Annotated in this window: 15 protein-coding genes, 1 tRNA gene and 2 pseudogenes; 7 read left to right on the forward strand and 11 right to left on the reverse strand. The window is 67.1% G+C overall.

The window, feature by feature from the left end; genetic code table 11:
• Positions 1-9: 9 nt before the first annotated feature.
• The 3 genes and pseudogenes from VAPA_RS15515 to VAPA_RS15525 all read right to left on the reverse strand — a co-directional run bounded on the left by VAPA_RS15515 (position 10) and on the right by VAPA_RS15525 (position 3,270).
• A complete protein-coding gene (locus tag VAPA_RS15515) occupies positions 10-1,053 on the reverse strand; it encodes a beta-ribofuranosylaminobenzene 5'-phosphate synthase family protein (protein ID WP_021007714.1) in 1,044 nt (347 codons plus the stop codon).
• A gap of 276 nt (positions 1,054-1,329) precedes the next feature.
• Positions 1,330-1,662: pseudogene (locus VAPA_RS15520) on the reverse strand (group II intron maturase-specific domain-containing protein); the annotation flags it as partial.
• Positions 1,663-1,708: 46 nt separating this feature from the next.
• Positions 1,709-3,270 (reverse strand): IS3 family transposase gene (locus tag VAPA_RS15525; RefSeq protein ID WP_155248073.1). Its coding sequence is split into 2 segments (ribosomal slippage): positions 1,709-2,841 and positions 2,841-3,270, totalling 1,563 coding nucleotides; the frame shifts between segments, so codons are not numbered across the junction.
• A gap of 68 nt (positions 3,271-3,338) precedes the next feature.
• Here VAPA_RS15525 and VAPA_RS35620 point away from each other — a divergent pair.
• Positions 3,339-3,434 (forward strand): annotated as a pseudogene (locus VAPA_RS35620) (reverse transcriptase domain-containing protein); the annotation flags it as partial.
• Positions 3,435-3,640: 206 nt separating this feature from the next.
• Here VAPA_RS35620 and VAPA_RS15540 read toward each other — a convergent pair.
• The 6 genes from VAPA_RS15540 to cysS form a co-directional block, all read right to left on the reverse strand.
• A tRNA-Ser gene (locus VAPA_RS15540) sits at positions 3,641-3,733 on the reverse strand.
• Positions 3,734-3,759: 26 nt separating this feature from the next.
• Positions 3,760-5,028 carry an aspartate kinase gene (locus VAPA_RS15545; protein ID WP_021007716.1) on the reverse strand — a complete coding sequence of 423 codons (1,269 nt, stop codon included), beginning with the start codon at positions 5,026-5,028 and terminating at the stop codon, positions 3,760-3,762.
• 70 nt (positions 5,029-5,098) lie between these two features.
• On the reverse strand, positions 5,099-6,076 hold the full coding sequence (gene tilS / locus VAPA_RS15550; RefSeq protein WP_021007717.1) for a tRNA lysidine(34) synthetase TilS: 978 nt from the start codon (positions 6,074-6,076) through the stop codon (positions 5,099-5,101).
• A gap of 20 nt (positions 6,077-6,096) precedes the next feature.
• Positions 6,097-7,077, reverse strand: coding sequence for an acetyl-CoA carboxylase carboxyltransferase subunit alpha (locus VAPA_RS15555; RefSeq protein WP_012748187.1), 981 nt, complete (start codon positions 7,075-7,077; stop codon positions 6,097-6,099).
• A gap of 16 nt (positions 7,078-7,093) precedes the next feature.
• Positions 7,094-7,744: a DNA-3-methyladenine glycosylase family protein gene (locus VAPA_RS15560; protein WP_021007718.1), complete on the reverse strand. Its 651-nt coding sequence runs from the start codon at positions 7,742-7,744 to the stop codon at positions 7,094-7,096.
• Between the two features lie 17 nt (positions 7,745-7,761).
• Positions 7,762-9,138: a cysteine--tRNA ligase gene (cysS, locus tag VAPA_RS15565; protein ID WP_021007719.1), complete on the reverse strand. Its 1,377-nt coding sequence runs from the start codon at positions 9,136-9,138 to the stop codon at positions 7,762-7,764.
• A gap of 191 nt (positions 9,139-9,329) precedes the next feature.
• On the opposite strand from cysS, the gene VAPA_RS15570 reads away from it, so the two are divergent.
• The 6 genes from VAPA_RS15570 to VAPA_RS15595 all read left to right on the forward strand — a co-directional run bounded on the left by VAPA_RS15570 (position 9,330) and on the right by VAPA_RS15595 (position 13,262).
• Complete coding sequence (locus VAPA_RS15570; protein ID WP_021007720.1) at positions 9,330-9,920, forward strand: tetratricopeptide repeat protein; 591 nt, start codon at positions 9,330-9,332, stop codon at positions 9,918-9,920.
• A 79-nt stretch (positions 9,921-9,999) separates the two neighbouring features.
• Positions 10,000-10,599 (forward strand): peptidylprolyl isomerase, encoded by a 600-nt coding sequence (locus VAPA_RS15575; protein WP_021007721.1) that lies wholly within the window; start codon positions 10,000-10,002, stop codon positions 10,597-10,599.
• A 30-nt stretch (positions 10,600-10,629) separates the two neighbouring features.
• Positions 10,630-11,142 carry a peptidylprolyl isomerase gene (locus VAPA_RS15580; protein ID WP_012748192.1) on the forward strand — a complete coding sequence of 171 codons (513 nt, stop codon included), beginning with the start codon at positions 10,630-10,632 and terminating at the stop codon, positions 11,140-11,142.
• Positions 11,143-11,167: 25 nt separating this feature from the next.
• Positions 11,168-11,938, forward strand: coding sequence for a UDP-2,3-diacylglucosamine diphosphatase (locus VAPA_RS15585; RefSeq protein ID WP_021007722.1), 771 nt, complete (start codon positions 11,168-11,170; stop codon positions 11,936-11,938).
• Between the two features lie 8 nt (positions 11,939-11,946).
• Positions 11,947-12,738 carry a M90 family metallopeptidase gene (locus VAPA_RS15590; RefSeq protein ID WP_021007723.1) on the forward strand — a complete coding sequence of 264 codons (792 nt, stop codon included), beginning with the start codon at positions 11,947-11,949 and terminating at the stop codon, positions 12,736-12,738.
• A gap of 230 nt (positions 12,739-12,968) precedes the next feature.
• Positions 12,969-13,262 carry a GYD domain-containing protein gene (locus tag VAPA_RS15595; RefSeq protein WP_021007724.1) on the forward strand — a complete coding sequence of 98 codons (294 nt, stop codon included), beginning with the start codon at positions 12,969-12,971 and terminating at the stop codon, positions 13,260-13,262.
• A 125-nt stretch (positions 13,263-13,387) separates the two neighbouring features.
• Here VAPA_RS15595 and VAPA_RS15600 read toward each other — a convergent pair whose 3' ends face one another.
• On the reverse strand, positions 13,388-16,306 hold the full coding sequence (locus tag VAPA_RS15600) for a DUF349 domain-containing protein (RefSeq protein WP_021007725.1): 2,919 nt from the start codon (positions 16,304-16,306) through the stop codon (positions 13,388-13,390).
• A 129-nt stretch (positions 16,307-16,435) separates the two neighbouring features.
• Complete coding sequence (locus VAPA_RS15605; RefSeq protein ID WP_021007726.1) at positions 16,436-20,248, reverse strand: DUF748 domain-containing protein; 3,813 nt, start codon at positions 20,246-20,248, stop codon at positions 16,436-16,438.
• Between the last annotated feature and the right edge of the window lie 561 nt (positions 20,249-20,809).

Here is a 20,809-nt window from a genome sequence, read left to right on the forward strand (position 1 = left end):
GCAGCGGATTCAGCGCTTGCGCGGCTCGGCAGTACGGTCGCGCACCACCGCCCCGCGGTTGCGGCCCGAGACGATGCGCAGCTCGAGCCGCGGGTCGAGCTGCCCGGCGGCACGCGCAGCATCGACGAGCATTTCGGCCCGCACGTGCGAAGGCATGATCACGAAACTCGTGGGGCCCCATGAGCTCTGGCCGACGGCCGCATCATGCCCGCGGCTCGCATCCGCGAACCAGTGCATCAGCCGCCCGACTGCAGCGCTCGTGTAGATGCCGCCCTGCGCCGACGCGAAGTGCTCGCCGAGCAGCTGCTGCATGCGGTTGATGCCCGCGGCAAACGGTGCGAACTCCGCACGCGCGGCGCCGGGCAGAACCCGCATCAGAACCTGATGGCAGATCTCGGCCGCGCCCGCCTGCGGCAAGGGCGGCAAGGCCGCAATGGCCTTCTTCTCCGCGCCGCCCGACAGGCCCTTGTGCGCGGGGTCCTGGACCACGATGACGCGCCATTCCCCGGGAAACTCGATGCGCGACAGCAGCGGCGCAGGCAGCCCGTCCGGGCCCGGGCCGCCATCGAGGAGCAGGCCGCCGCTGTCGAAGCCCGCGATCCCGACCCCCGAGCGCAGGCCGCGGCCGAGCCAGTGCGCCAGCGTGCCCGTGTCCAGATCGAGCCCGTGCCATTCGGCAAAGGCCCGCCCGATCGCCGACGCCAGCTGCGTGCCCGAGCCGAAGCCCGCATGCGTCGGCAGCGCATGGCGCAGCCGCAGCGACAGCGGCGCATGGCGGCCGCTGCGCTGCTTCAGCACCGCCAGATAGTCCGCAGCGCGGGCCAGTTCCGCTTCGCCGGCCGGCGTATCGGCCGCCAGGTGGTCCGACGCGGACGCCGACAGCTCCACGTCGGTGGTGAAGCCGTCGATCACCAGCCCCAGGCTGCCGAACGCACGCCCGAGCGAGCCCGAGGGGTCCAGAAAGCCCAGGTGCAGGCGCCCGGGCGCGCTCACGCTCACCGTGCGAACGCTCTGGTCGAGCCTGGAAGCAAAGGCGAGGTCGGTGGAGCTCATGGGCGGCGGTGGGCGATGAGGCGAGGTCATGGACTCGCTTGTCATAGCAAGGGCCGTTCCGTCCATGCGCCCAGAGGGGGCGCCGGGGCTTGGGCGCATTCAGGGGGCTGGCGATGTCCCAGGAGCGGGACAATGTGTCACGGCGTGCGGGGGCCGCGGCAGGGGTGGCTGCGCGGCGCAGCGCCCCAATCGGGATAGGGGCCGGTCAGCGAAGACCGGTCCCCTCCCACACCACCCGGCATGCGGGTCCGCACCGAGCGGTTCGAGAAGTTGAGGTCAGCACAGGCAGGGAACTCCGAGCGCATCGAAGTACGCGATGGTGAGCACGCGGTTCAGCGCCATCGCGCTGTTGTGCCACCAGCGCCGAGCATTGGCCGCAATCCGGGCCGCCACGTCGCGACTGGCACCCAGGGCGCGCAGTTCGCGGTACATGGTCGGGCCCCGACACCAGAACTTCAACTGGATGGCTCGCAAGCGGTGCCGCAACCATTCGTCCAGTCGCCGCCAGACCGAGGGCGTCTGTGCCAGTTGGAAGTACGCCTTCCACCCCGGCAGGAACGCTTGCAGGTCCTGTGCGATCTGGTTCATGCTGCGCCGGTGCGCCGCGTGGGCATCCCCAAGCCGGCGGCGCGCGTCAAGGTAGTTGTCGCCTCTTTCATGCAGCCAGCGGCTGTATGTTGGGGTTCCTCGCATGTGCCTGAACGATGCAGTCACGTTCGGGGTTGAGAGTCACTGCGCCGATGGGCGACCAGTTGCGTGTAGGCCCTGACCATCGTGCTGGGTTGAGCGCGCGGGCACGGGTGTACAGCGCGTGGCGAGCAGCGAGGATGGCTTGATCGTCGCCGTTGTGGCGTTGCGCAGGGCTGACGTAGCGAATGCCGCTGTGTCGATGGTCATGGTTGTACCAACGCACGAAGCCGGCCGCCCAGGAGCGCGCGTGGTCCAGGTCGGCGAAGCCCCTGGCGGGGAACTCCGGGCGGTACTTGGCCGTTCTGAACAATGCTTCCGCATAGGCGTTGTCGTCGCTCACGCGAGGCCTGGAGTACGACGGCTTCACGCCCAGCCAGTTGAGCATCGCCAGCACTGTCGTGGCCTTCAATGTGGAGCCGTTGTCGCCATGCAGCACCGGCTTGGTGTCCAGGGTGGCGATGCCCTCGGCCAGCGCCGTGCGGCGCACCAGGTGCACGGCATGGTCGGAGTCGTCCGTGTCGTGAACCTCCCAGCCCACGATCTTGCGGCTGTACAGGTCCAGGATCAGGTAGAGATGGAACCAGCGCCCGAGCACCTGCGCGGGCAGGTACGTCATGTCCCAGCACCAGACTTGTCGCGGTGTCTCGGCGATGTGCGTCGTGGGAGGGCGCACGACCCTGGGCGCCTTGGCACGACCGCGATGGGCGCTCTGCCCGTGCGCGCGCAGGACGCGACTGAAGCTGGACTCGCTGGCCAAGTACACACCCTCATCGGCCAGCATGGGCACGATGCGCGCCGGCGGCACGGCAGCGAACCGCGGCTCATTGGCCACCGCCAGCAGCTGTGCGCGCTCTTCCTGGCTCAGGGCATGGCCGGGTATGGGGCGCACGGCCTGCGGCCTGCCATCGCCCGCGGTGAGGCCTTCATGAGCCTGCCAACGCTGCAGGGTGCGCACGTCGATGCCGGCGCTCTCGCAGGCCAGGCGCAGCCGCGCGCCGGCGGTGTGAGCCTTGGAGATGTTCTGGGCCACGATCCGGCGATCTTCGAGGCCGATCATTCGTCCCCTCCCTTGTGGAAGATCGCCTCGAGATTTTTTGAGAGTACCAACAGGGCTGCGGTCTCGGCCAGCGCCCGGTCCTTGCGCAGCAGGTCGCGCTCGAGCTCCTTGATGCGTTTGCGGTCGGCCCGCGTGGCCTGCGGGCTGGCACGGGCCTCTTCAGGCTGTGCCAGCGCGGCAGTGGCGCTCGATCGCCACTTGTCCAGATCGGCTGGGTATACCCCGTGCTCGCGGCACCAGGCGCTCTTGGCCGCCTCGGGCATCGCCGCCGTCGTGATCACCGCCTCAAGCCGCGCGCGCGCAGTCCATGCCCGCCCTCGGGCGGGCATGGACTGCGCATCCTCGCGCCAACGCTCCAGTGTCTGCACTCCAATGCCAACCTCGCGCGCCACTACCTCCAGCGCCGAACTCTCCGGCGGCAGCAACCTTGCTACCGCCCGGTCCTTGAATGCTTGTCCGTATCGAGCCACTCTCATCCTTCATCGCCGCCCCCGGGTTCTTGGGTCTAAGGAGGCGACAACTATTGTGACGCGGGGGGCCGGGCGGAGGGACACGGGAATTGGGGATTCCCACCGTGGTGGACAGGCTGATCCAGCAGGCCCTGTTGCAGGTGCTGCATCGTGCCCACTCGCCCTGCTTGGCAGCGCCTCAGATGCGGTTTGTGTACCTCGACTCACGGTTTACGCTCCACGCTTCCTTCCCACGCTCGGTCACCCTCACGCAGTTGCGCTTCACTTCGCTCGCTGTGGCCAGCTCGCGGGAGGACTTTCACCTCCAAGATCGCGCCCATGCTGGGCACACATGAAAAACGCCCCGTGAGGGGCGTTTTCGTTTGCTATCTGGCGGAACCGGAGGGATTCGAACCCTCGATGAGGCTCTACACCCCATACTCCCTTAGCAGGGGAGCACCTTCGGCCACTCGGTCACAGTTCCTGAAAGAAGCCGAGATTATGCCACCATCAGGCGGCCGGTTGGTCCAGGTCGAAGGCTTTGTGCAGGGCGCGCACGGCCAATTCCATGTATTTTTCGTCGATCACGACCGAGGTCTTGATCTCGCTGGTGGAAATCATCTGGATGTTGATGCCCTCTTCGCTCAGCACGCGGAACATCTTGCTGGCAACGCCCACGTGGCTGCGCATGCCGATGCCCACGATGCTGACCTTGCAGATCTTGGTGTCGCCCACGATCTCGGTCGCGCCCAGCGAGGGCATGACCTTCGACTGCAGCAGGTCGACCGTCTTCGCATACTCGTTGCGATGCACGGTGAAGCTGAAGTCGGTTCGGCCGTCCTTGCTGAGGTTCTGGATGATCACGTCGACTTCGATGTTGGCGTCCGCCACCGCACCGAGGATGTGATACGCGATGCCCGGCTTGTCGGGCACGCCGAGCACCGAGATCTTGGCTTCGTCGCGGTTGAAAGCGATGCCGGATACGACGGCTTGTTCCATGTTTTCGTCTTCCTCGAAAGTGATCAGCGTGCCGGACTTGGCCTCTTCATTGATGTCGATGTCCCACGGCGTGAAGCTCGAGAGCACACGCAGCGGCACCTTGTACTTGCCGGCGAATTCCACCGAGCGGATCTGCAGCACCTTGGAGCCCAGGCTCGCCATTTCGAGCATCTCTTCGAAGCTCACGGTCGAGAGGCGGCGCGCATCGGGCTCCACGCGCGGATCGGTGGTGTAGACACCGTCGACATCGGTGTAGATCAGGCACTCGTGCGCCTTCATCGCGGCCGCAATGGCCACGGCCGAGGTGTCGCTGCCGCCGCGGCCCAGCGTGGTGATGTTGCCGCTGTCGTCCACGCCCTGGAAGCCGGTGATGACCACCACCTTGCCGGCATCCAGGTCGGCACGCACGCGTTCGTCGTCGATGCTCTCGATGCGCGCCTTGGTGTAGGAGTTGTCGGTGCGCACCGACACCTGCCAGCCCGCGTAGCTCACGGCTTCCATGCCCTCGGCCTGCAGCGCAATGGCCAGCAGCGCAGAGGAAGCCTGTTCGCCGGTCGAGGCGAGCATGTCGAGTTCGCGCCCGTGGGCGTCGCTCGGTTTGCTGGGCGCCAGTTCCTTGGCCAGGCCGAGCAGGCGATTGGTTTCGCCGCTCATGGCACTCGGGACCACGATCATCTGGTGGCCGGCGCGCGCCCACTTGGCAACGCGCTTGGCGACATTCTTGATGCGCTCGGTCGAGCCCATCGACGTACCGCCGTATTTGTGAACGATCAATGCCATGGGTGATTTCAGAGAAATAGAAAGGGCCGCCGCTGCACTCCCGAGTGCCAGCGCGGCGCCCTGCAAGCCGTCAGCGCGAAGCCTTGGGCGAGGGCCCGGAATTGTACCAATGCAGCAGGTCGCCCCTGCGCTGGGCAAATCCATTGGCCACCTTGAGGTGGATCCGATGGCCGCGGGTGGTGCAGGCGCGAACCTGGTCCAGCAGCTGGTCGAGCTGCGCCGCGCTGGGCGCGCAGCCGTGCGCCTGCATCAGCCAGTGCCGCAGCACATTGGCCTGCCGCGCGCGCGAAAGCGCCTGCAGCGCGGCGATGCGGGGCGGATTGCCCACCACGGCCAGGTCCTGCGCCGCGAGTTCGCCCAGCAGCTCCTGTGCCTGCGCGGCATGCCCGATGCTGCGGGCGAAGGTGGCGCGGAACTGGGGGAAAGTGCGCGCCAGCGCCGGCAACAGCACGGCGCGAATCCGGTTGCGGGTGTAGCGCTCGTCCTCGTTGGTCGGGTCTTCGATCCAGGGCAGATCGAGGCCTTTCAGCCACGCCCGGATGTCGGCGCCGGGCACCGCCAGGAGCGGACGGTGGACGTCCAGGCCATTGCGCTGCGCATGCGCGGGCATGGCAGCGAGCCCCGGCAGACCCGCGCCCCTGGAGAGGGCCAGCAGAAGGGTCTCGACCTGGTCGTCGGCATGGTGCCCGAGGACTATCGATTTGATAGCGCCAGCCGTTGTGTCCGTGCGCGCCATCGCGGCAAAGGCCTCGTAGCGGGCGCGGCGTGCCGCATCTTCGGGGCTGTCGCCCTGCGCATGCCGTGCGTCCACGCGGTGCACCACCAGCGGCACGCCGAGGCGCTCGCACACGGCCGCGCAATGGCGCTCGAAATCGTCGGCCGCGGCCTGCAGGCCATGGTGCACATGAAAGGCAACCACCCGGCCCGGCCAGGCCGATGCGCAAGCGGCCAGCAGGGCCGTGGAATCCGCACCGCCGCTGAAGCCCACCGCCAGCGGCAAATGCGCCGGCTCGAACGCGGCCATGGCGCGTTCGAAGGCTTCGTTCATGGAGCAGCGCGCTTGCTTTTTTATCTGCCGGTGTCGGCCTTGGTGTCGTTGAAGCGCCCGTAGCTCTGCAGGCGTTCGTAGCGGCGCTCGAGCAGCTCCTTCGGCTTCAGGTCGCTGACCTGGCGGAAGGCGTCGTTGAGCGCGCGCTTGAGGAAAGCGGCCATCTGGCGATGGTCGCGGTGCGCGCCGCCGACCGGTTCGTTCACGATCTTGTCGACCAGGCCCAGTGCCTTCAGGCGGTGCGCGGTGATGCCGAGGGCATCGGCCGCTTCCTGCGCCTTGTCGCTGGTCTTCCAGAGAATGGAGGCGCAGCCTTCCGGGCTGATGACCGAATAGATCGAATATTGCAGCATCACGAGCTGGTCGCCCACCGAAATGGCCAGCGCGCCGCCGGAGCCGCCTTCGCCGATGATGGTGACGATGATCGGCACTTCGAGCTGCGCCATTTCGTAGATGTTGCGGCCGATGGCTTCGGACTGGCCGCGCTCCTCGGCGTCGATGCCCGGATAGGCGCCGGGCGTATCGACGAAGGTGAAGACCGGCAGCTTGAATTTCTCGGCCGTCTTCATGAGGCGCAGGGCCTTGCGGTAGCCCTCGGGCTTGCTCATGCCGAAGTTGCGCGCGGTGCGCTCCTTGGTGTCGCGCCCCTTCTGGTGGCCGAGCACCATGCACGGCGTGCCGTTGAAGCGCGCCAGGCCGCCCACGATGGAGAGGTCGTCGGAAAAGTGCCGGTCGCCGTGCAGTTCGACGAAGTCGGTGAAGATCTCGTTGACGTAGTCGAGCGTGTAGGGCCGCTCCGGATGCCGCGCGATCTTGGTGATCTGCCAGGGCGTCAGGTCGCTGTAGATGTCTTTGGTGAGCTGCTGGCTTTTCTTGCCGAGCTGGTCGATTTCCTCCGAGATGTCGACCGCCGATTCGGTCTGTACATAGCGCAGTTCTTCGATCTTTGTTTCGAGTTCAGCAATGGGCTGCTCGAAGTCGAGGAAGGTTCGTTTCGCCAACGTCTTCTCCTGTTGTTCAGTATGCGACCGGTACCGGGTCGAGCGATCGCCAAATATACCAAGTCGCCACGCTGCAATACGGCGCCCAGGCCACGGCGACGTCGCGGGCATCGCTGCGGCTCACCGGATCGCCCGAAAAATAGTTCACGCTGATGCCGTTGAGCAGGCCGAGGTCGTCGACCGGCAGCACGTTGGGGCGCATCAGGTGGAAGATGAGGAACATCTCGGCCGTCCAGCGGCCGATGCCGCGGATGGCCACGAGTTCATCGATGATGAGCTCGTCGGCCATGTCCTTCCAGGCGTCGACGTGCACGGCGCCCGAATCGAAGTGAATGGCCAGGTCGACCAGGTACTCGACCTTGCGCGCCGACAGCCCCGCCCCGCGCATGTCGTCGACCTTGAGCTTGAGCACGTTGGCCGGCGTCAGCTTGCGCGGCAACAGCGCGAACTTGTCCCACACCGTCTGCGCAGCCTTCACCGAAATCTGCTGGCCCACGATGCTGCGCGCGAGCGTGGTGAATGCGTCGCCGCGCGACTCGAGGCAGGCATCGCCGAACTTCGGGATCAACCGCTTCATCACGCGGTCCTTCTTGGACAGGTGCTTGCAGGCCTCTTCCCAATAGTCCGGCGTGAAGATCTGAACCGCCGGGTTTTTCGAAGCAGGCATGGGGTTGGTGGTTCCGTTCACTGCGCTGCGGCCCAGGTTGTACCGGTGGGCGAATCCTTCAGCACGATGCCCTGCGCCAGGAGGTCGTTGCGGATGCGATCGGCCTCGGCAAAATTCTTCGCGGCCTTGGCGGCCGCGCGCGCGTCGATCTGCGCCTGGATAGTGGCTTCGTCCAGCGTGGTGCCCGCGCGCAGGAAGCGCGTCGGATCGTCCTGCAGGATGTTCAGGCATCCGCCGAGCGCCTTCAGCAGCCCAGCCTGCGCGGGCGACTGCGTGCGGTTCACTTCGCCCGCCAGGTCGAACAGCACGGCCACGGCCTCGGGCGTTGCAAAGTCCTCGTCCATCGCGGCCTTGAAGCGCGCCGCATACGGGTCGCTCCAGTCGATGGCCACCGCTTGCGGTGCGACCAGGTCGAGCGCCGTGTAGAGCCGCTTGAGCGAAGCGCGGGCATCGTCGAGATGCACGTCGCTGTAGTTGAGCGGGCGGCGATAGTGCGCCCGCACGACGAAGAAGCGGATGGTTTCGGCGTCGTACTTCTTGAGCACGTCGCGGATCAGGAAGAAGTTGCCCAGGCTCTTGGACATCTTCTCGTTGTCGGTCACGATGAAGCCGTTGTGCATCCAGTAGTTGGCCAGCGGCTTGCCGGTTGCGCCTTCGCTCTGCGCAATTTCGTTCTCGTGGTGCGGAAACTGCAGGTCTTCGCCGCCGCCATGGATGTCGAGTGTTTCGCCCAGCAGCTCGCAGGCCATGGCCGAGCACTCGATATGCCAGCCGGGACGGCCCGGGCCGAACTCGCTGGCCCACTTCACTTCCTCGGGTTCGCTCGCCTTGGCACTCTTCCAGAGCACCGGATCGAGCGGATCGTCCTTGCCGTCAAGCACGGCCACGCGCTCGCCCGCGTGCAGTTCGTCGATGGACTTGCCGCTGAGCTTGCCATAGCCCGGGAACTTGCGCACCGCGTAGTTCACGTCGCCGTTGTCCGAGCGATAGGCCAGGCCCTTCTTCTCGAGCGTGCCGATCATCGACAGCATCTGCGGGATGTAGTCGGTGGCGCGGGGTTCATGGGTGGGCCGCTCGATGCCGAGCGCATCGGCATCTTCGTGCAGCGCGTCGATCATGCGGTCGGTGAGCGAGCGGATCGTCTCGCCGTTCTCGACGGCACGGCGAATGATCTTGTCGTCGATGTCGGTGATGTTGCGCACGTAGGTCACGGCATAGCCGCTCGCCTTGAGCCAGCGCTGCACGACGTCGAACGCGATCATCGAGCGGGCGTGGCCCAGGTGGCACAGGTCATAGACCGTCATGCCGCACACGTACATGCGCACCCGGCCCGGTTGCAATGGGGAGAACTCCTCCAGTTCACGCGAAAGCGTGTTGTAGATGCGCAGACTCATGAGGTTCGGAAAGCGTCGCTTCGCGCTCGTGCGGTACGGGCGAACGACGGTGTATTTCAGGGGTGACGGGACAGTGGCTACGAGGGGTTGGACATGGCCCCTCGGCTACAATGCACCGCAGTATAAACGGCTGCTGCCGTCGCATTCCGGGTGTTTTCGAAGCCCGCATTTCCCACTCCTGCCGAGGCTTCATGAAGCACGTCGCGTTCTCCAAACTCTCCATCGCCTTCGCACTGCTGTTCAGCCTGTGGGGTTCCGCTGCCTACGCCAACGACTACGACGACGTCAACCAGCTGCTGCGCCAGGGCAAGTCGAACGAGGCGCTCGCCAAGGCCGATGCCTACATTGCCGGCAAGCCACGCGACCCACAGATGCGCTTTCTGCGCGGCGTGATCCTCACCGAGCAAAAAAAGCAGAACGAGGCCATTGCCGCGTTCACGCAGATGACGCAGGACTTTCCCGAACTGCCCGAGCCCTACAACAACCTGGCTGCGCTCTACGCATCGCAGAGCAAGTTCGACCAGGCGCGCGCCGCGCTGGAGCAGGCGCTCAAGCTGAACCCCAACTACGCCACCGCGCACGAGAACCTCGGCGACGTCTATGCCCGCCTGGCGGCCCAGGAATATGTGCGGGCGCAGCAATTCGCCAGCACCACCGCCAGCGTGGCGCCCAAGCTCTCGCTGATCCGCCAGATCTTCACGCCCAAGGCCGAAGCCGATGCCGCGGCCCTGCCGGCTGCACCGCCCGAAGTTCGCAAGCCGGTCGGCCGCTCCAGCAAGTAACAACTGCCGGCAGTGCCTTGGCCGCGGCAGCTTGCATTGCCCGGCCCGCGCCCCACATCATTCGCACACGGAGCCTTCCTTGACGATCCAAGCCCCTTCCCTGCCCATCCGTTTCAGCCGCCGCGGCGCACTCATGCTGGCGGCCTCGCTCGCCCTTTCAGGCGTCGTCCATGCACAGCAGCCCGGGCCGCGCGTGAGGCTTGCCACCTCGGCCGGAGACATCCTGGTCGAACTCGACCAGGCCAAGGCGCCCCAGACGGTCGAGAACTTTCTGCAGTACGTCAAGGACAAGCACTACGACGGCACCGTGTTCCACCGCGTGATCGACGGCTTCATGATCCAGGGCGGCGGCTTCACGGCCGACATGCAACAAAAGCCCACGCGCGCGCCCATCCCGCTCGAAGCCAGCAACGGCCTGAAGAACGATCGGTACACAATTGCAATGGCCCGCACGGGCAATCCGAATTCGGCCACCTCGCAGTTTTTTTTCAACGTGAAGAACAACGATTCACTCAACGCGCCCAACCCCGACGGCTACGGCTACACGGTGTTCGGCCGGATCGTGTCGGGCACCGACGTGGTCGACAAGATCCGTGCCGTGCAAACCGGTAACAAGGGCGGCATGCAGAACGTGCCGCTCGAACCCATCATCATCAAGTCCGCCACACTGGCGAAATAATCTCCGAACATCCGAAGGAAGGACTCCCTCATGAGCAACCCCAAAGTCGAACTGCACATCAAGAACTACGGCGTGATCACGCTCGAACTCGACAGCGCCAAGGCGCCGAAGTCGGCCGAGAATTTCGTCAACTATGTGAAGAACGGTCACTACGACAACACGGTGTTCCATCGCGTGATCCCGGGCTTCATGGTGCAAGGCGGCGGCTTCGAGCCCGGCATGAAGCAAAAGCCCACCGGCGCCGAAATCGAGAACGAAGCCAACAACGGCCTCAAGAACGACAACTACACCGTGGCCATGGCCCGCACCAGCGCGCCGCATTCGGCCACCGCCCAGTTCTTCATCAACGTGGCCGACAACGGCTTCCTGAACCACACCGCCCCCTCGGCCCAGGGCTGGGGCTACGCGGTGTTCGGCAAGGTCACCGGCGGCACCGACGTGGTGGACAAGATCAAGGCCGTGAAGACGGGCCGCAAGGGCTTCCACGACGACGTGCCGCTCGAGGACGTCGTGATCGAAAAGGCCGTTCTCGTCGCGGAATAACGAACGGGCACGGCGCGGCACGAGCATGGCGGCACATCCGGCTTTCAAGGAGCTGCTCGCACCGTCCGCGTGGCGTACCGTCGACCTGATTTCCGACCTGCACCTGCAGGCCGACGAGCCCGCCACCTTCGAGGCCTGGCGCGGCTATCTGCAGACCACGCCGGCCGATGCGCTGATCATTCTCGGCGACCTGTTCGAAGTGTGGGTGGGCGACGACGCAGCCGCCCTGCCCGGCTTCGAGGCCGAGTGCGCCGAGCTGCTGCGCCGCACGGCCGGACGGCTGCCCGTGTACTTCATGCACGGCAACCGCGACTTCCTCGTGGGCCCGGCGCTCGCCGCCCAGTGCGGCTTCACGCTGCTCGACGACCCCACGGTGCTGGTGCTGCACGGCGAACGCTGGCTGCTGAGCCACGGCGACATCCTTTGCCTGGACGACACCGACTACCTCGAGTTCCGCGCCCAGGTGCGCACGCCCGAGTGGCAGGCCGCTTTTCTGGCCAGGCCGCTGGCCGAGCGCCGCGCGCTCGCGCGCTCCATGCGTGCGCAAAGCGAAGACCGCAAGCGCAATCCATCGGCGCGCTGGGCCGACGTGGACGGCGGTGCCGCCCGCCAATGGCTTCAGCAGGCGCGCGCAGGCACGCTGGTGCACGGCCACACGCACCGCCCCGCCGATCACGACCTGGGAGACGGCCTCAAGCGCATGGTGCTGAGCGACTGGGATGCCGCGGCCCATCCGCCGCGCGCGCAGCTGCTGTGCCTTTCCACCGCCGGCGCACAGCGCGTCGACCTGCGCTAGCGCGGGCCATGTTCAAGTGGCTGCGCCGGTTGCGCGCCCTGCCCCCGATTCCCGAAGCCGCCTGGCGCGCCACGCTTGAGCGCTATGCCTTCCTTGGCGCATTGCCCGTCGCCGCGCAGCAACGGTTGCGCACCCTGGCAGCCGAATTTCTGCGCGACAAGGAATTCCATGGCACCCAGGGCTTCGTCATCACCGACGAGGTTGCACTGGCGATCGCCGCTCAAGCGGTGCTGCCGGTGTTGAACCTGAAGGGCGGGCTGGACTGGTACGACGATTTCGTCGGCATCGTGGTGCACCCGTCCGAGGTCGTCGCACGCCGAAAGATCATCGATGAAGCACAGGTGGTGCACGAATACGACGAGGTGGTGTCCGGCGAAGCCATGGACCGCGGACCGGTGATGTTGAGCTGGCAGGACGTGCTCGCGAGCAGCATCACGAGCGCCGGCGGCTACAACGTGGTGATCCATGAGTTCGCCCACAAGATCGACATGCGCGCAGGCGATGCCGACGGCTGCCCGCCACTGCCGGCCGGTTTTGCAGGCAAGCGCAGCGCGCGCGAATCCCGCGCCGCCTGGCTCGCCGTGCTGCAGCCGGCATATGAAGACTTTCGCGAGAAGACGATCCTCGCCGAGCGCTTCGGCGCCGAACCGCCCTGGCTCGACGACTACGGCGCGACATCGATCAGCGAGTTCTTCGCCGTGGCCTGCGAGGCCTACTTCGTGAACCGTCCGAACTTCGCCCGGGACTTCCCGGCGGTGCTGGTTCTCTTCGATGCGTTCTTTCGGCCCGAACGGGCCTGATCGTCCATCACGTCTGCGTTTCCTTGCTTACGCGAACGATACCGGCCCGCATACCCTGTCCAGGGTATGCGTTGGTCGTGGCGTCTTGCCTTTGCAGGCCGCAGGCGTAGCATCGCTGCCGCCATCGCCCACCACAGCAGCGCTGCGCGTGTGATGACGTGAAGCGTCGCCGTCGCGGGCGGCGTTGCCTCATGTGATTCGTCCCCCCGCGGATAACACAGGAGCGAAAAATGGTGACCTATATCGGTATGCTGAACTTCACGGACAAGGGCATTCAGAGCGTCAAGGAAACCACCAAGCGCGCCGCTGCCGCCAAGGAAATGGCCCAAAAGCTCGGCGTCACCATGCGCGAGATCTTCTGGACCATGGGCGACTGCGACGTGGTCTGCGTGCTGGAGGCCGAGGGGGAACAGGCGCTGGCCGCATTCAGTCTAGCTGTCGCCATGCAGGGCAATGTGCGCACGCGCTCCCTGCGCGCCTACACCGCCGGGGAAATGGACGAGATCCTGGCCAAGCTGCCTTGAGCCGGCCTGAAGACGGCCCTGGTCGCTCGTTGAGCCTGGGCTGGCCTTTTTCAGAACGGGTCGGGTCAGTGAAGTGAAAAGGCCCGCACGAGGCGGGCCCTTTCTCATGAACGCACGCTGGTGCCTTACTTGCGCAGCAAGGCCTTCAACGCGTTCTGCAGCCGGCGCGCGCTGGCCGCATCGTGCGCGGCAGCCAGCACCTTGCCGGCATCCTGGCCCCAGGTCTGGACCGGCGGCGGATCGCCGCGCTTCGTCAGCAGCTTGAGCTGCAGCGCGCGGCGTGCGTCGAGCTGCTCGGCAGGCGTCGGCACTTCGGCGGCCATTTCGAGGCGCAGCAGTGCTTCGGCCGCTTCATCGGGCGCGGCCTTGGGCGCTGAGCCGATGGCCTGAGACCAGCCGCTGCGCACCGCGGGCGTGACCGCGCGTCCGAGTTCCTGGACGCTGGGCAGCCGCGAGGCGTCGCGCTGTTCCCATGCGCCAAGCACCTGCGTGAGTGCTTCGCCATGGGCCTGGGCCGCCAGCTTGCGCAGCGCGAGGTCGGCGCGCTCGAGCGCTTCGCGCTGGGCACGGAAAGCGGTGTCGCCGAGACGCGGACCACGGTCCTCGAAGCGCGGCGGACGGTCGCCGAAGCGTCCGGCCGGCGCACCGCGGTCGCCGCGGCCATCAGGACGAGGCGCTCCGCGATCGCCTGGGCGGCCAGGGCCACCCGGTCCCGGACGGGCACCGTCGCGCCGGTCGCCGAAGCGGCCGCCCGCGCGTCCCGCAGGCACGGCCTCGGCCTTCTTGTTGCCGGGACGGTCGTCGCCGCGCACGGCAACCACGGGCTTGGGAGCGGGCTTCGGCGGTGCCTTGGCTTCTTCGGCCGCGGCCGCTTCGCCGGCTTCATGTGCCGCGCCGTCGGAGCGCGCCGATGCGTCGGCGCCGTCGGCCGGCGCAACGAGATCGGGGCTGGCAGCGGCGTGTGCCGGAGCGGGCGTGCCCGGCAGGGCTTCCGCGTCGCTCGAGCCCGGCGCCTGCTCGGCGCTTTCGCCGAACTCGGCTGCGGCCTGTCCGGGCGCGACCACTTCGGTGGCGCCCACGGCGGGGCCGTCGCTGGAGGGCTCAGGCTTTGCGGCAGGTGCCGGCGCAGGCGGAGGCGCCTCGCCACGCAGCGCGGCTTCGAGCCGCGCGATGGCGGCGCGGATCTTCTGCACATCGCCGCCGGCATTGGCCGCGTCCAGCGCCTTGGAGGCCTCGAGCACATGGCGGTCGTGCTCGCTCATTGCAGAGGAGACCTTTTCGCGCTCGGCCGTCTTGCGGTTGAAGGCTTCGTCGATGGGTGCGCGGAACGCGTCCCACAGCTTTTGCTCATGGCGGCGGTCGAGCGGCACGCTCTGGGCCTCGGCCTGCCAGCGCTGCTGCAGCGCCTTGACGGCATCGATGCGCAGCATGGGCTGGGCGCCGAGCTCGGCCGCCTCAGCGATCATGGCCTGGCGCCGTTCGATGCTGGCCTTCTGCGCTTCCTCGAAGGGCGCGCGCGCGGCACCGAAGGCCTCGTTCCATTGCGGCTGCAGTTCGGCGAAGACCTTCTCGCCCACGTGGCCGGCATCGCGCCAGCGGTCGGCGAACTGGTGCAGCGCGCGGTTGTGCGCCTTCAGGTCGGAGGCGCTGGCGTGCTCGGCCGCCCAGGCCCTGACCTCTTCGATCAGTGCCACGCGGTGGGCGCGATGCTCTGCCGCATCGGCGCGAACCTTCTCGAGCCAGGCCTCCACCACCTTGTGGGCTTCGTTGCAGGCTTCGTCGAAGCGCTTCCAGAGCGCATGGTTGGGCACGCCGCCCTGGTCGGCCTGCTTCCACTGATCTCGCAGCGAACGCAGCGTTTCCTGCATCTTGCGGCCGCCGAGCGCCTGGCCTTCGGGGCGCTTGAGCAGGCCTTCGGCCTTGGCGACGAGGTCCTCGCGCACCTTGTCGGCGCTCCAGCGCTGCCAGCCTTCGAGCTCGCCGGCCGCGACCAGCGCCGCATGCACGCGCCCTTCGAGCGGTGCCTCGACCAGCTTGCCGTGTTCCTTCAGCACCGCACGCAGCGCGGCGGCCGCGCCGGCGCTGGCCTTGCCGTGGCCTTCGGCGGTTTCCTGTTCGAGCTTGGCCAGGGCCGCCTGCACGGCGTCCTGCGCCGCTGCGCGCACGGCCGGATCGACCTTGGGTGCGGCGGGCTTGGCTGGCGCCGCCTTGGGGGCGATCACTTCGCCGCGCGCAGCCCGCAGTTCGTCGGCCCACACCGGCACCGGAGGCAAGGCAGCCGCAGGGTCGGCGGCCGCGGCCTGCGCCTGGGCCAGCGCCGCATGGAACGCATCGGACACGACCAGCAACTGCGCCTTCGACGACTCGAGCTGCGGGGCAAACCTGGCGTCCAGGCTGTTCCAGTTGGCATCGGCCGTGATGTCGGCCGCCTGCTGCTGCCAGTGGGTCACATCGGCACGCAGCGATTCCTCGGCGGCCTGGGCGTCCTGCCAGCCCTTGGTCGACAGCACTTCGAAGCGCTGGGCCAGCAGCACGGCGGCCTCGCGGTGCACCTGGGCACGGTGCTGGAGGTCTTCGATGCCCTTGACCCGGTCGGCCAATTGCACCTTGAAACCTGCCAGCGGTTCGCGCGAGAGGGGCGCGCCGGCCTTGGCGGCATCGCGCTGCCAGGCGAGCGCATCGGCGATGTTGAGCTTGGACTGGGCCAGCAGCGCCTCGGCCTTTTGCGCCCATTCGGCGGCAATGGCCTCCTGGCCCTTGGCGCGCTTGAGTTCGTCGAGCTTTTCGCGCAGCAGGCGCGCGGCGCCCTTGTCGCGGCCGCTCAGCTCCTTGAAGACTTCCTGCATCTGCTCGGGCGCGGGGTTGCCCGCGAGCCAGTCGCGGATGCGCGCGGCGCGCTCGCCCGAAGTTGGCGCGGTGAAGGCGCCGCCGGTGAGCGTGTCGAGGGCCTGGAGGTCGTGTGGCTTGGAAGAAGTAGAGGTCACTTGCGCGAAATCGTTGTCTGAAGAGAGAAAGCGAAGGCGCCGGCAAAGGCCGGCGCACATCGACATTTTCACCCAGTTGTGGCGGGCGGTTGAATTCCATGCCGCAACAGCAGCCAAATGACTGCCGGAAGCGGGCACGGATTGGCTACATATATAGCGAAGCGGTGCGAAAAACCAAGCGACCGTTCGTCACTTCATGCCCAGGTTGAGTTCGGCGCCGGGCTTCCAGTCGGCATCGCCCGCCTTGGTCTTCACGGCGCCGAGGAACAGGCGCTCGCTCGGCAGCTTCTGCGCCAGGAGGTAGTCGCGCACCACGGCGCCGCGCTCCACGGCCAGCTGCCGCATCGACTCCTCGTCGACCGGAATGCTCGCGAGCAGCAGGTTTTCCATTTCCTTCACCGGCAGGTCCTTGGCCAGTCCGACCATGTTGCGCGGCTTGGTGATGTCCGCGCGCTTGTACACGGCGGTCAGCAGCTCGGGGTATTCGGCATCGGTCACCGGCGGCACATTGGTGCCCTCCTGGCCGCCGCGCACCGCCACGCGCCGCTTCTCGGCCTGGGCGAGTTGGCGCAGGCGCTGGCGCTGGTAGGCGTCGCGCTCCCGCTCGAGGCTGGCCGTGCCGACCACCGTCATCTGCAGGGTCGGACGGTCGGTCAGGGCCTTGACGACCTTGTCCAGGCTCTCCTTGGCGGCACCACTGAGCACTGAACTTCCGGGCTCGAAGGTGATGGTGCTCGACTCGCCGCTGCCCCCGCCGAGTCCGCCGGTCAGCAGGCTGAACGGCGAGGTCACGGCCTTGACGATCAGGTTGACCACCGCCTTGAAGATCAGCGGGCCGATGCTGAACTGCGGATCGTTGAGCGAGCCCCTGAGCGGCAGGTCCACGTCGATCACGCCGTTGCGGTCGGCCAGCAGGGCCACCGCGAGCCGCACCGGCAGGCTGTTGGGAGCGCCCTGCACTTCATCGCCGAACTGCAGTTGATTGAGCACCAGCTTGTTGGTGGCCGTGAGCTGGCCATCGGGCGCGATCTTGTAGTTGACGTCCATGCTCATCTTGCCGCGCTCGATGCCGTGGCCGGCATAGCGCACCGAGTACGGCGACAGCGGAGCCAGGTCGAGATCGCGCATCTTGGCGGTGATGTCGAGTTCGAGCGGCTTGACCAGCGGGTTGAGCTTGCCGGTGATTTCCAGCGCGGCGGTCTGCTGCGCCTTGCCGCGCAGTTCCAGGTCGGCCAGCGCGGGGCGGCCGCCCTCGCCCTTGGGCGGGTTCGACGAGAAGGAACTGAGCTTGCCGGTCAGCTCGCTCAGGTCGGCCGAATAGTTGGGCTTCACGAACAGGTCGGTGAAATCGACCCTGCCGTTGACCAGGCTCATCGGGCCGAAATTGATGACCGGCTTGGGTCCTGAATCGGCCTCGGCCTGCGCGGTTGCGACGGGCGCCGCGGCCGGCTTTGCCGGCTCGGGACCGCCGCCGACCATGGCCTCGGCCGACACCGGCGCGCCGCCCTGCTGCTGCCCGCCCCGTGTCGTGGTGGTGGTTCCGCCGAGGCTCCGGCGGGACTTGACCTCCGCGCTTGCCGCGGCGGCGGCGTTGGCATCCGCCTCGCCCTTCTTGGTGAGGTTCACCAGGTTGAGCCGGCCGGTGGGGTCGACGATCACGCGGGCGAAGAAATCGGTCAGCGTGGTTTCCCGCACGTCCACCGCCGGCGCCGCATTGGGCGCCATGCTCACCTGCAGGCCGCGCAGGCTCAGGGTCTTCCAGCTCAGCAGCTGGTTGGTATTGCGGTCGAAGCCCGGCGACTGGGTCAGCGAGATGCTGTTGGCGCGGAAGTCGTCCAGCGCCGTGTCCCCGGCCAGCTTGATCGTCATGCCGGCCGGCGCGCTCGCGTAGCGCACGGTCCCTTTGTAGCTGGCAAAGGCGCGGCGAATGTCGACGTTGAGCGCGTCGGCATAGTAGGCCTTGAAGGCATGGGCCGGGAACGAGGCCACTTCGAGCCGGCCCTCGGCCGAGAGCGGCTTGAGCACCACGTTGCCCTTGTAGTCGAAACGGCCCGGCTCCGAACGCCGGGAACCGATGCGCCCCGAGACCTGCAAAGGCGAGACCGTGCTGGTTTCGGGCGCGATCTTCTGGGCCTTCAGGCTGAGCGCCGTGATCTCGACGGCCACCGGCGTGGCGCTGGCCTTGTCGGCATAGGAAAGCGTGCCGTTGTCGACCGCCAGGGTGCCGATGGTCAATGCCCAAGGCGTGGTGTTGGCGCCGGGCGGCGCCGCTTCGGGGCCCGAGCCTGCGGGCTTGGGCGCGGCCGCCTTGGCCTGCGCCGTTGCGCCGCCGCCGGCCGGTGTCTTGAGCCAGCGCTCGAACATCCAGCGCTTTTCGCTGTCGCGCTCGACCTGCACCTTCGGATTGGTGGCGGTGAACGAGGCCACGTTCAGCGTGTGCTTGGTCATGTCGACCTCGGCATCGACCAGCTCGAAGCGCCCGACGCTTGCCAGCGCGGTCTTCGCCTGGGTGAGCGCCAGGCCGTCGATGGCCACGCGCCGCGCCTTGAAGCGCAGATCGGGCTGGGCCCAGGCGACCTCGACCTGGCCGCTGAGCTTGCCGTCGAGCGTGGGCTCCAGGCTCTGCGCCAGGTAGGGTGCCGCCAGCGACAGCGGCAGCGCGTCGACCTCGGTCTGCACCTCGGCCGCCTTGTCGGTGGCGTTGCCCTGGAACTTGAGCGTGGCGCCGGCAATGGCGGTGCTGCCGCTGAACCGGGCCGGCTTCTCCATGGGCCAGGTGAGCTCGGTCAGATCGAGGCCGAGCGCGGTTGTCTCGATGGCCGCGGCCGGCTGAACGGTTTCGTCGCGCCATCCGATGCGCCCGCCGCTCAGGGCCACCTTGTCGACCCGAACCTTCAGCTTCGGCTTTTCCGGGGCCTTGCCATCCGGCGCGCTTGCGGCGGCGGCAGGGGCTTGCGCCACCTTCTCTGCCGCTCCGGTGGCCGGATCGGTGGCCAGCAAGTTCAGCTGGCCCTTGGCATCGCGCGCGACCGCAAGCTGCGGATTGGCCAGCGCCACCTCGCTCATGTGAAACACCGACTCCAGCGGCCGCACGTCGGCCAGCGCCAGCTTGAGCGAATCGAAGCCCAGCAGGTCCCGGCCCCTGGCGTCGCCGAGCTTGGCCTTGTGCGCCTCGACGGTGCCGGTGATCTTGAGGCCGGCGGTGGCGGCTCGCTCGAAATCGATCTTCAGGTCGGCATCCAGGCTGCCCGCCTGCAGCTTCACCGGCAGGCCGCCCGGGATATAGCCCAGGTAGGGCACCAGGTCGAGCCCCTTGAACTGCACGTGGGCGTCGGTCTTGCGGCTTTCGGCGAACGGCGTGGTGAGCGCCGCCGAATCGAACTTGCTGCCGTTGAGCGCGAAAGCCAGCTTGGGCTCGGTGTTGATGTCGCGCTTGGAGGCCAGATTGCTCAGGAATGGCACGCTGAGCACGAAGTCGCGCAGTTCGTGCTTGCGCTTGACGGTCTGGTCGTCGAAATCGACGGCGCCGTCCTTGATCGAGATGTTGTAGATCGCAAAACGCGCCGGCTCGGCCTTGGGATCGGGCGGCGGGCCGGCGGCGAGCTTGGCCAGGATGTCGTCGATGTCGTACTTGCCATCCGCGAGGTGCGTGAGCAGGATGGCCGGCGCCTCGACCGTCACCGCATCGATCACCGGCGCCAGGCGCAGGATCGATTGAAGTTCGGCATCGGCATAGATGCGCTTGACCGCCACCTGGGGCCCGCTGCCGTCGGCCGTGGCAATGCGCAGGTCGTTCAGCGCGAGCTCGAGGGTCCAGGGCTTGAAGTCGATCTTGCCGACGGTGACCTGCCGGCCAAGCTTCTCGCTCGCAATCTTCTGGATCTGGCTCTTGGCAATGGGCGGTACCGCCAGCCAGGCAAGGGCCCAGAGCCCCAGAAGAACAAGCACGGCGACGATCCCGCGTCGCACCCATCTATTTTGTTTGAGGGAAGCTACATCCATCGCGGGAGTGTGCCGCAAAGAAGCACGGAGCCGGAAACAAGAAAGCCCGGCAATTCGACGAAAAGTCTCATTGCCGGGCTTGATGGCGGGCACAAAACCCATGCCATCGCTTCGCGCGACCGGAAGTCAATGGTTCCTGCCGTGCTGGCAGCAAGAGATTGCCACCATGGATCCTCCATCGTTCCAGCCCTTGACTTGCACCTCGGGCTGCCGGATTTCGGAAAACCGCCTGAGAACTCAGGCGTGTTCAGATTAGGCGCCCCACCCCGGCATTGCAATGCCCTCTCCCAAGGGATTTCCCTGAGACTTTGTTTAAATATGTAATGGAATAAGGAAATAGCTTCTTATACTTGACCGAGTATTTAGCCGCGCTAGAATCCCGCCTGCCCCTGGCTGCCCCAGACCCAGCAGGGGCCACCTGAATCCGCTGCCGAGTTCCCCCGGCTTGATCAGGCCACCGCGCTCCCACCCTACCCCTCCATGCGCGGAGCCTGATTCGTACCAATCCAAGCGCCGCTGCCTTCATCCATCGCCTCACCGGCGCTGCGACCAGGTGCCGCA

This window comes from Variovorax paradoxus B4 (assembly GCF_000463015.1).
GTDB lineage: Bacteria > Pseudomonadota > Gammaproteobacteria > Burkholderiales > Burkholderiaceae_C > Variovorax > Variovorax paradoxus_E.

Bases quoted from the DNA above. Each gene is read 5' to 3' on its own strand.
- VAPA_RS15515 (WP_021007714.1), bottom strand. From the start codon at position 1,053: ATGAGCTCCACCGACCTCGCCTTTGCTTCCAGGCTCGACCAGAGCGTT.
- VAPA_RS15545 (WP_021007716.1), bottom strand. From the start codon at position 5,028: ATGGCATTGATCGTTCACAAATACGGCGGTACGTCGATGGGCTCGACC.
- tilS (WP_021007717.1), bottom strand. From the start codon at position 6,076: ATGAACGAAGCCTTCGAACGCGCCATGGCCGCGTTCGAGCCGGCGCAT.
- VAPA_RS15560 (WP_021007718.1), bottom strand. From the start codon at position 7,744: ATGCCTGCTTCGAAAAACCCGGCGGTTCAGATCTTCACGCCGGACTAT.
- cysS (WP_021007719.1), bottom strand. From the start codon at position 9,138: ATGAGTCTGCGCATCTACAACACGCTTTCGCGTGAACTGGAGGAGTTC.
- VAPA_RS15570 (WP_021007720.1), top strand. From the start codon at position 9,330: ATGAAGCACGTCGCGTTCTCCAAACTCTCCATCGCCTTCGCACTGCTG.
- VAPA_RS15580 (WP_012748192.1), top strand. From the start codon at position 10,630: ATGAGCAACCCCAAAGTCGAACTGCACATCAAGAACTACGGCGTGATC.
- VAPA_RS15585 (WP_021007722.1), top strand. From the start codon at position 11,168: ATGGCGGCACATCCGGCTTTCAAGGAGCTGCTCGCACCGTCCGCGTGG.
- VAPA_RS15590 (WP_021007723.1), top strand. From the start codon at position 11,947: ATGTTCAAGTGGCTGCGCCGGTTGCGCGCCCTGCCCCCGATTCCCGAA.
- VAPA_RS15595 (WP_021007724.1), top strand. From the start codon at position 12,969: ATGGTGACCTATATCGGTATGCTGAACTTCACGGACAAGGGCATTCAG.
- VAPA_RS15600 (WP_021007725.1), bottom strand. From the start codon at position 16,306: ATGTGCGCCGGCCTTTGCCGGCGCCTTCGCTTTCTCTCTTCAGACAAC.
- VAPA_RS15605 (WP_021007726.1), bottom strand. From the start codon at position 20,248: ATGGATGTAGCTTCCCTCAAACAAAATAGATGGGTGCGACGCGGGATC.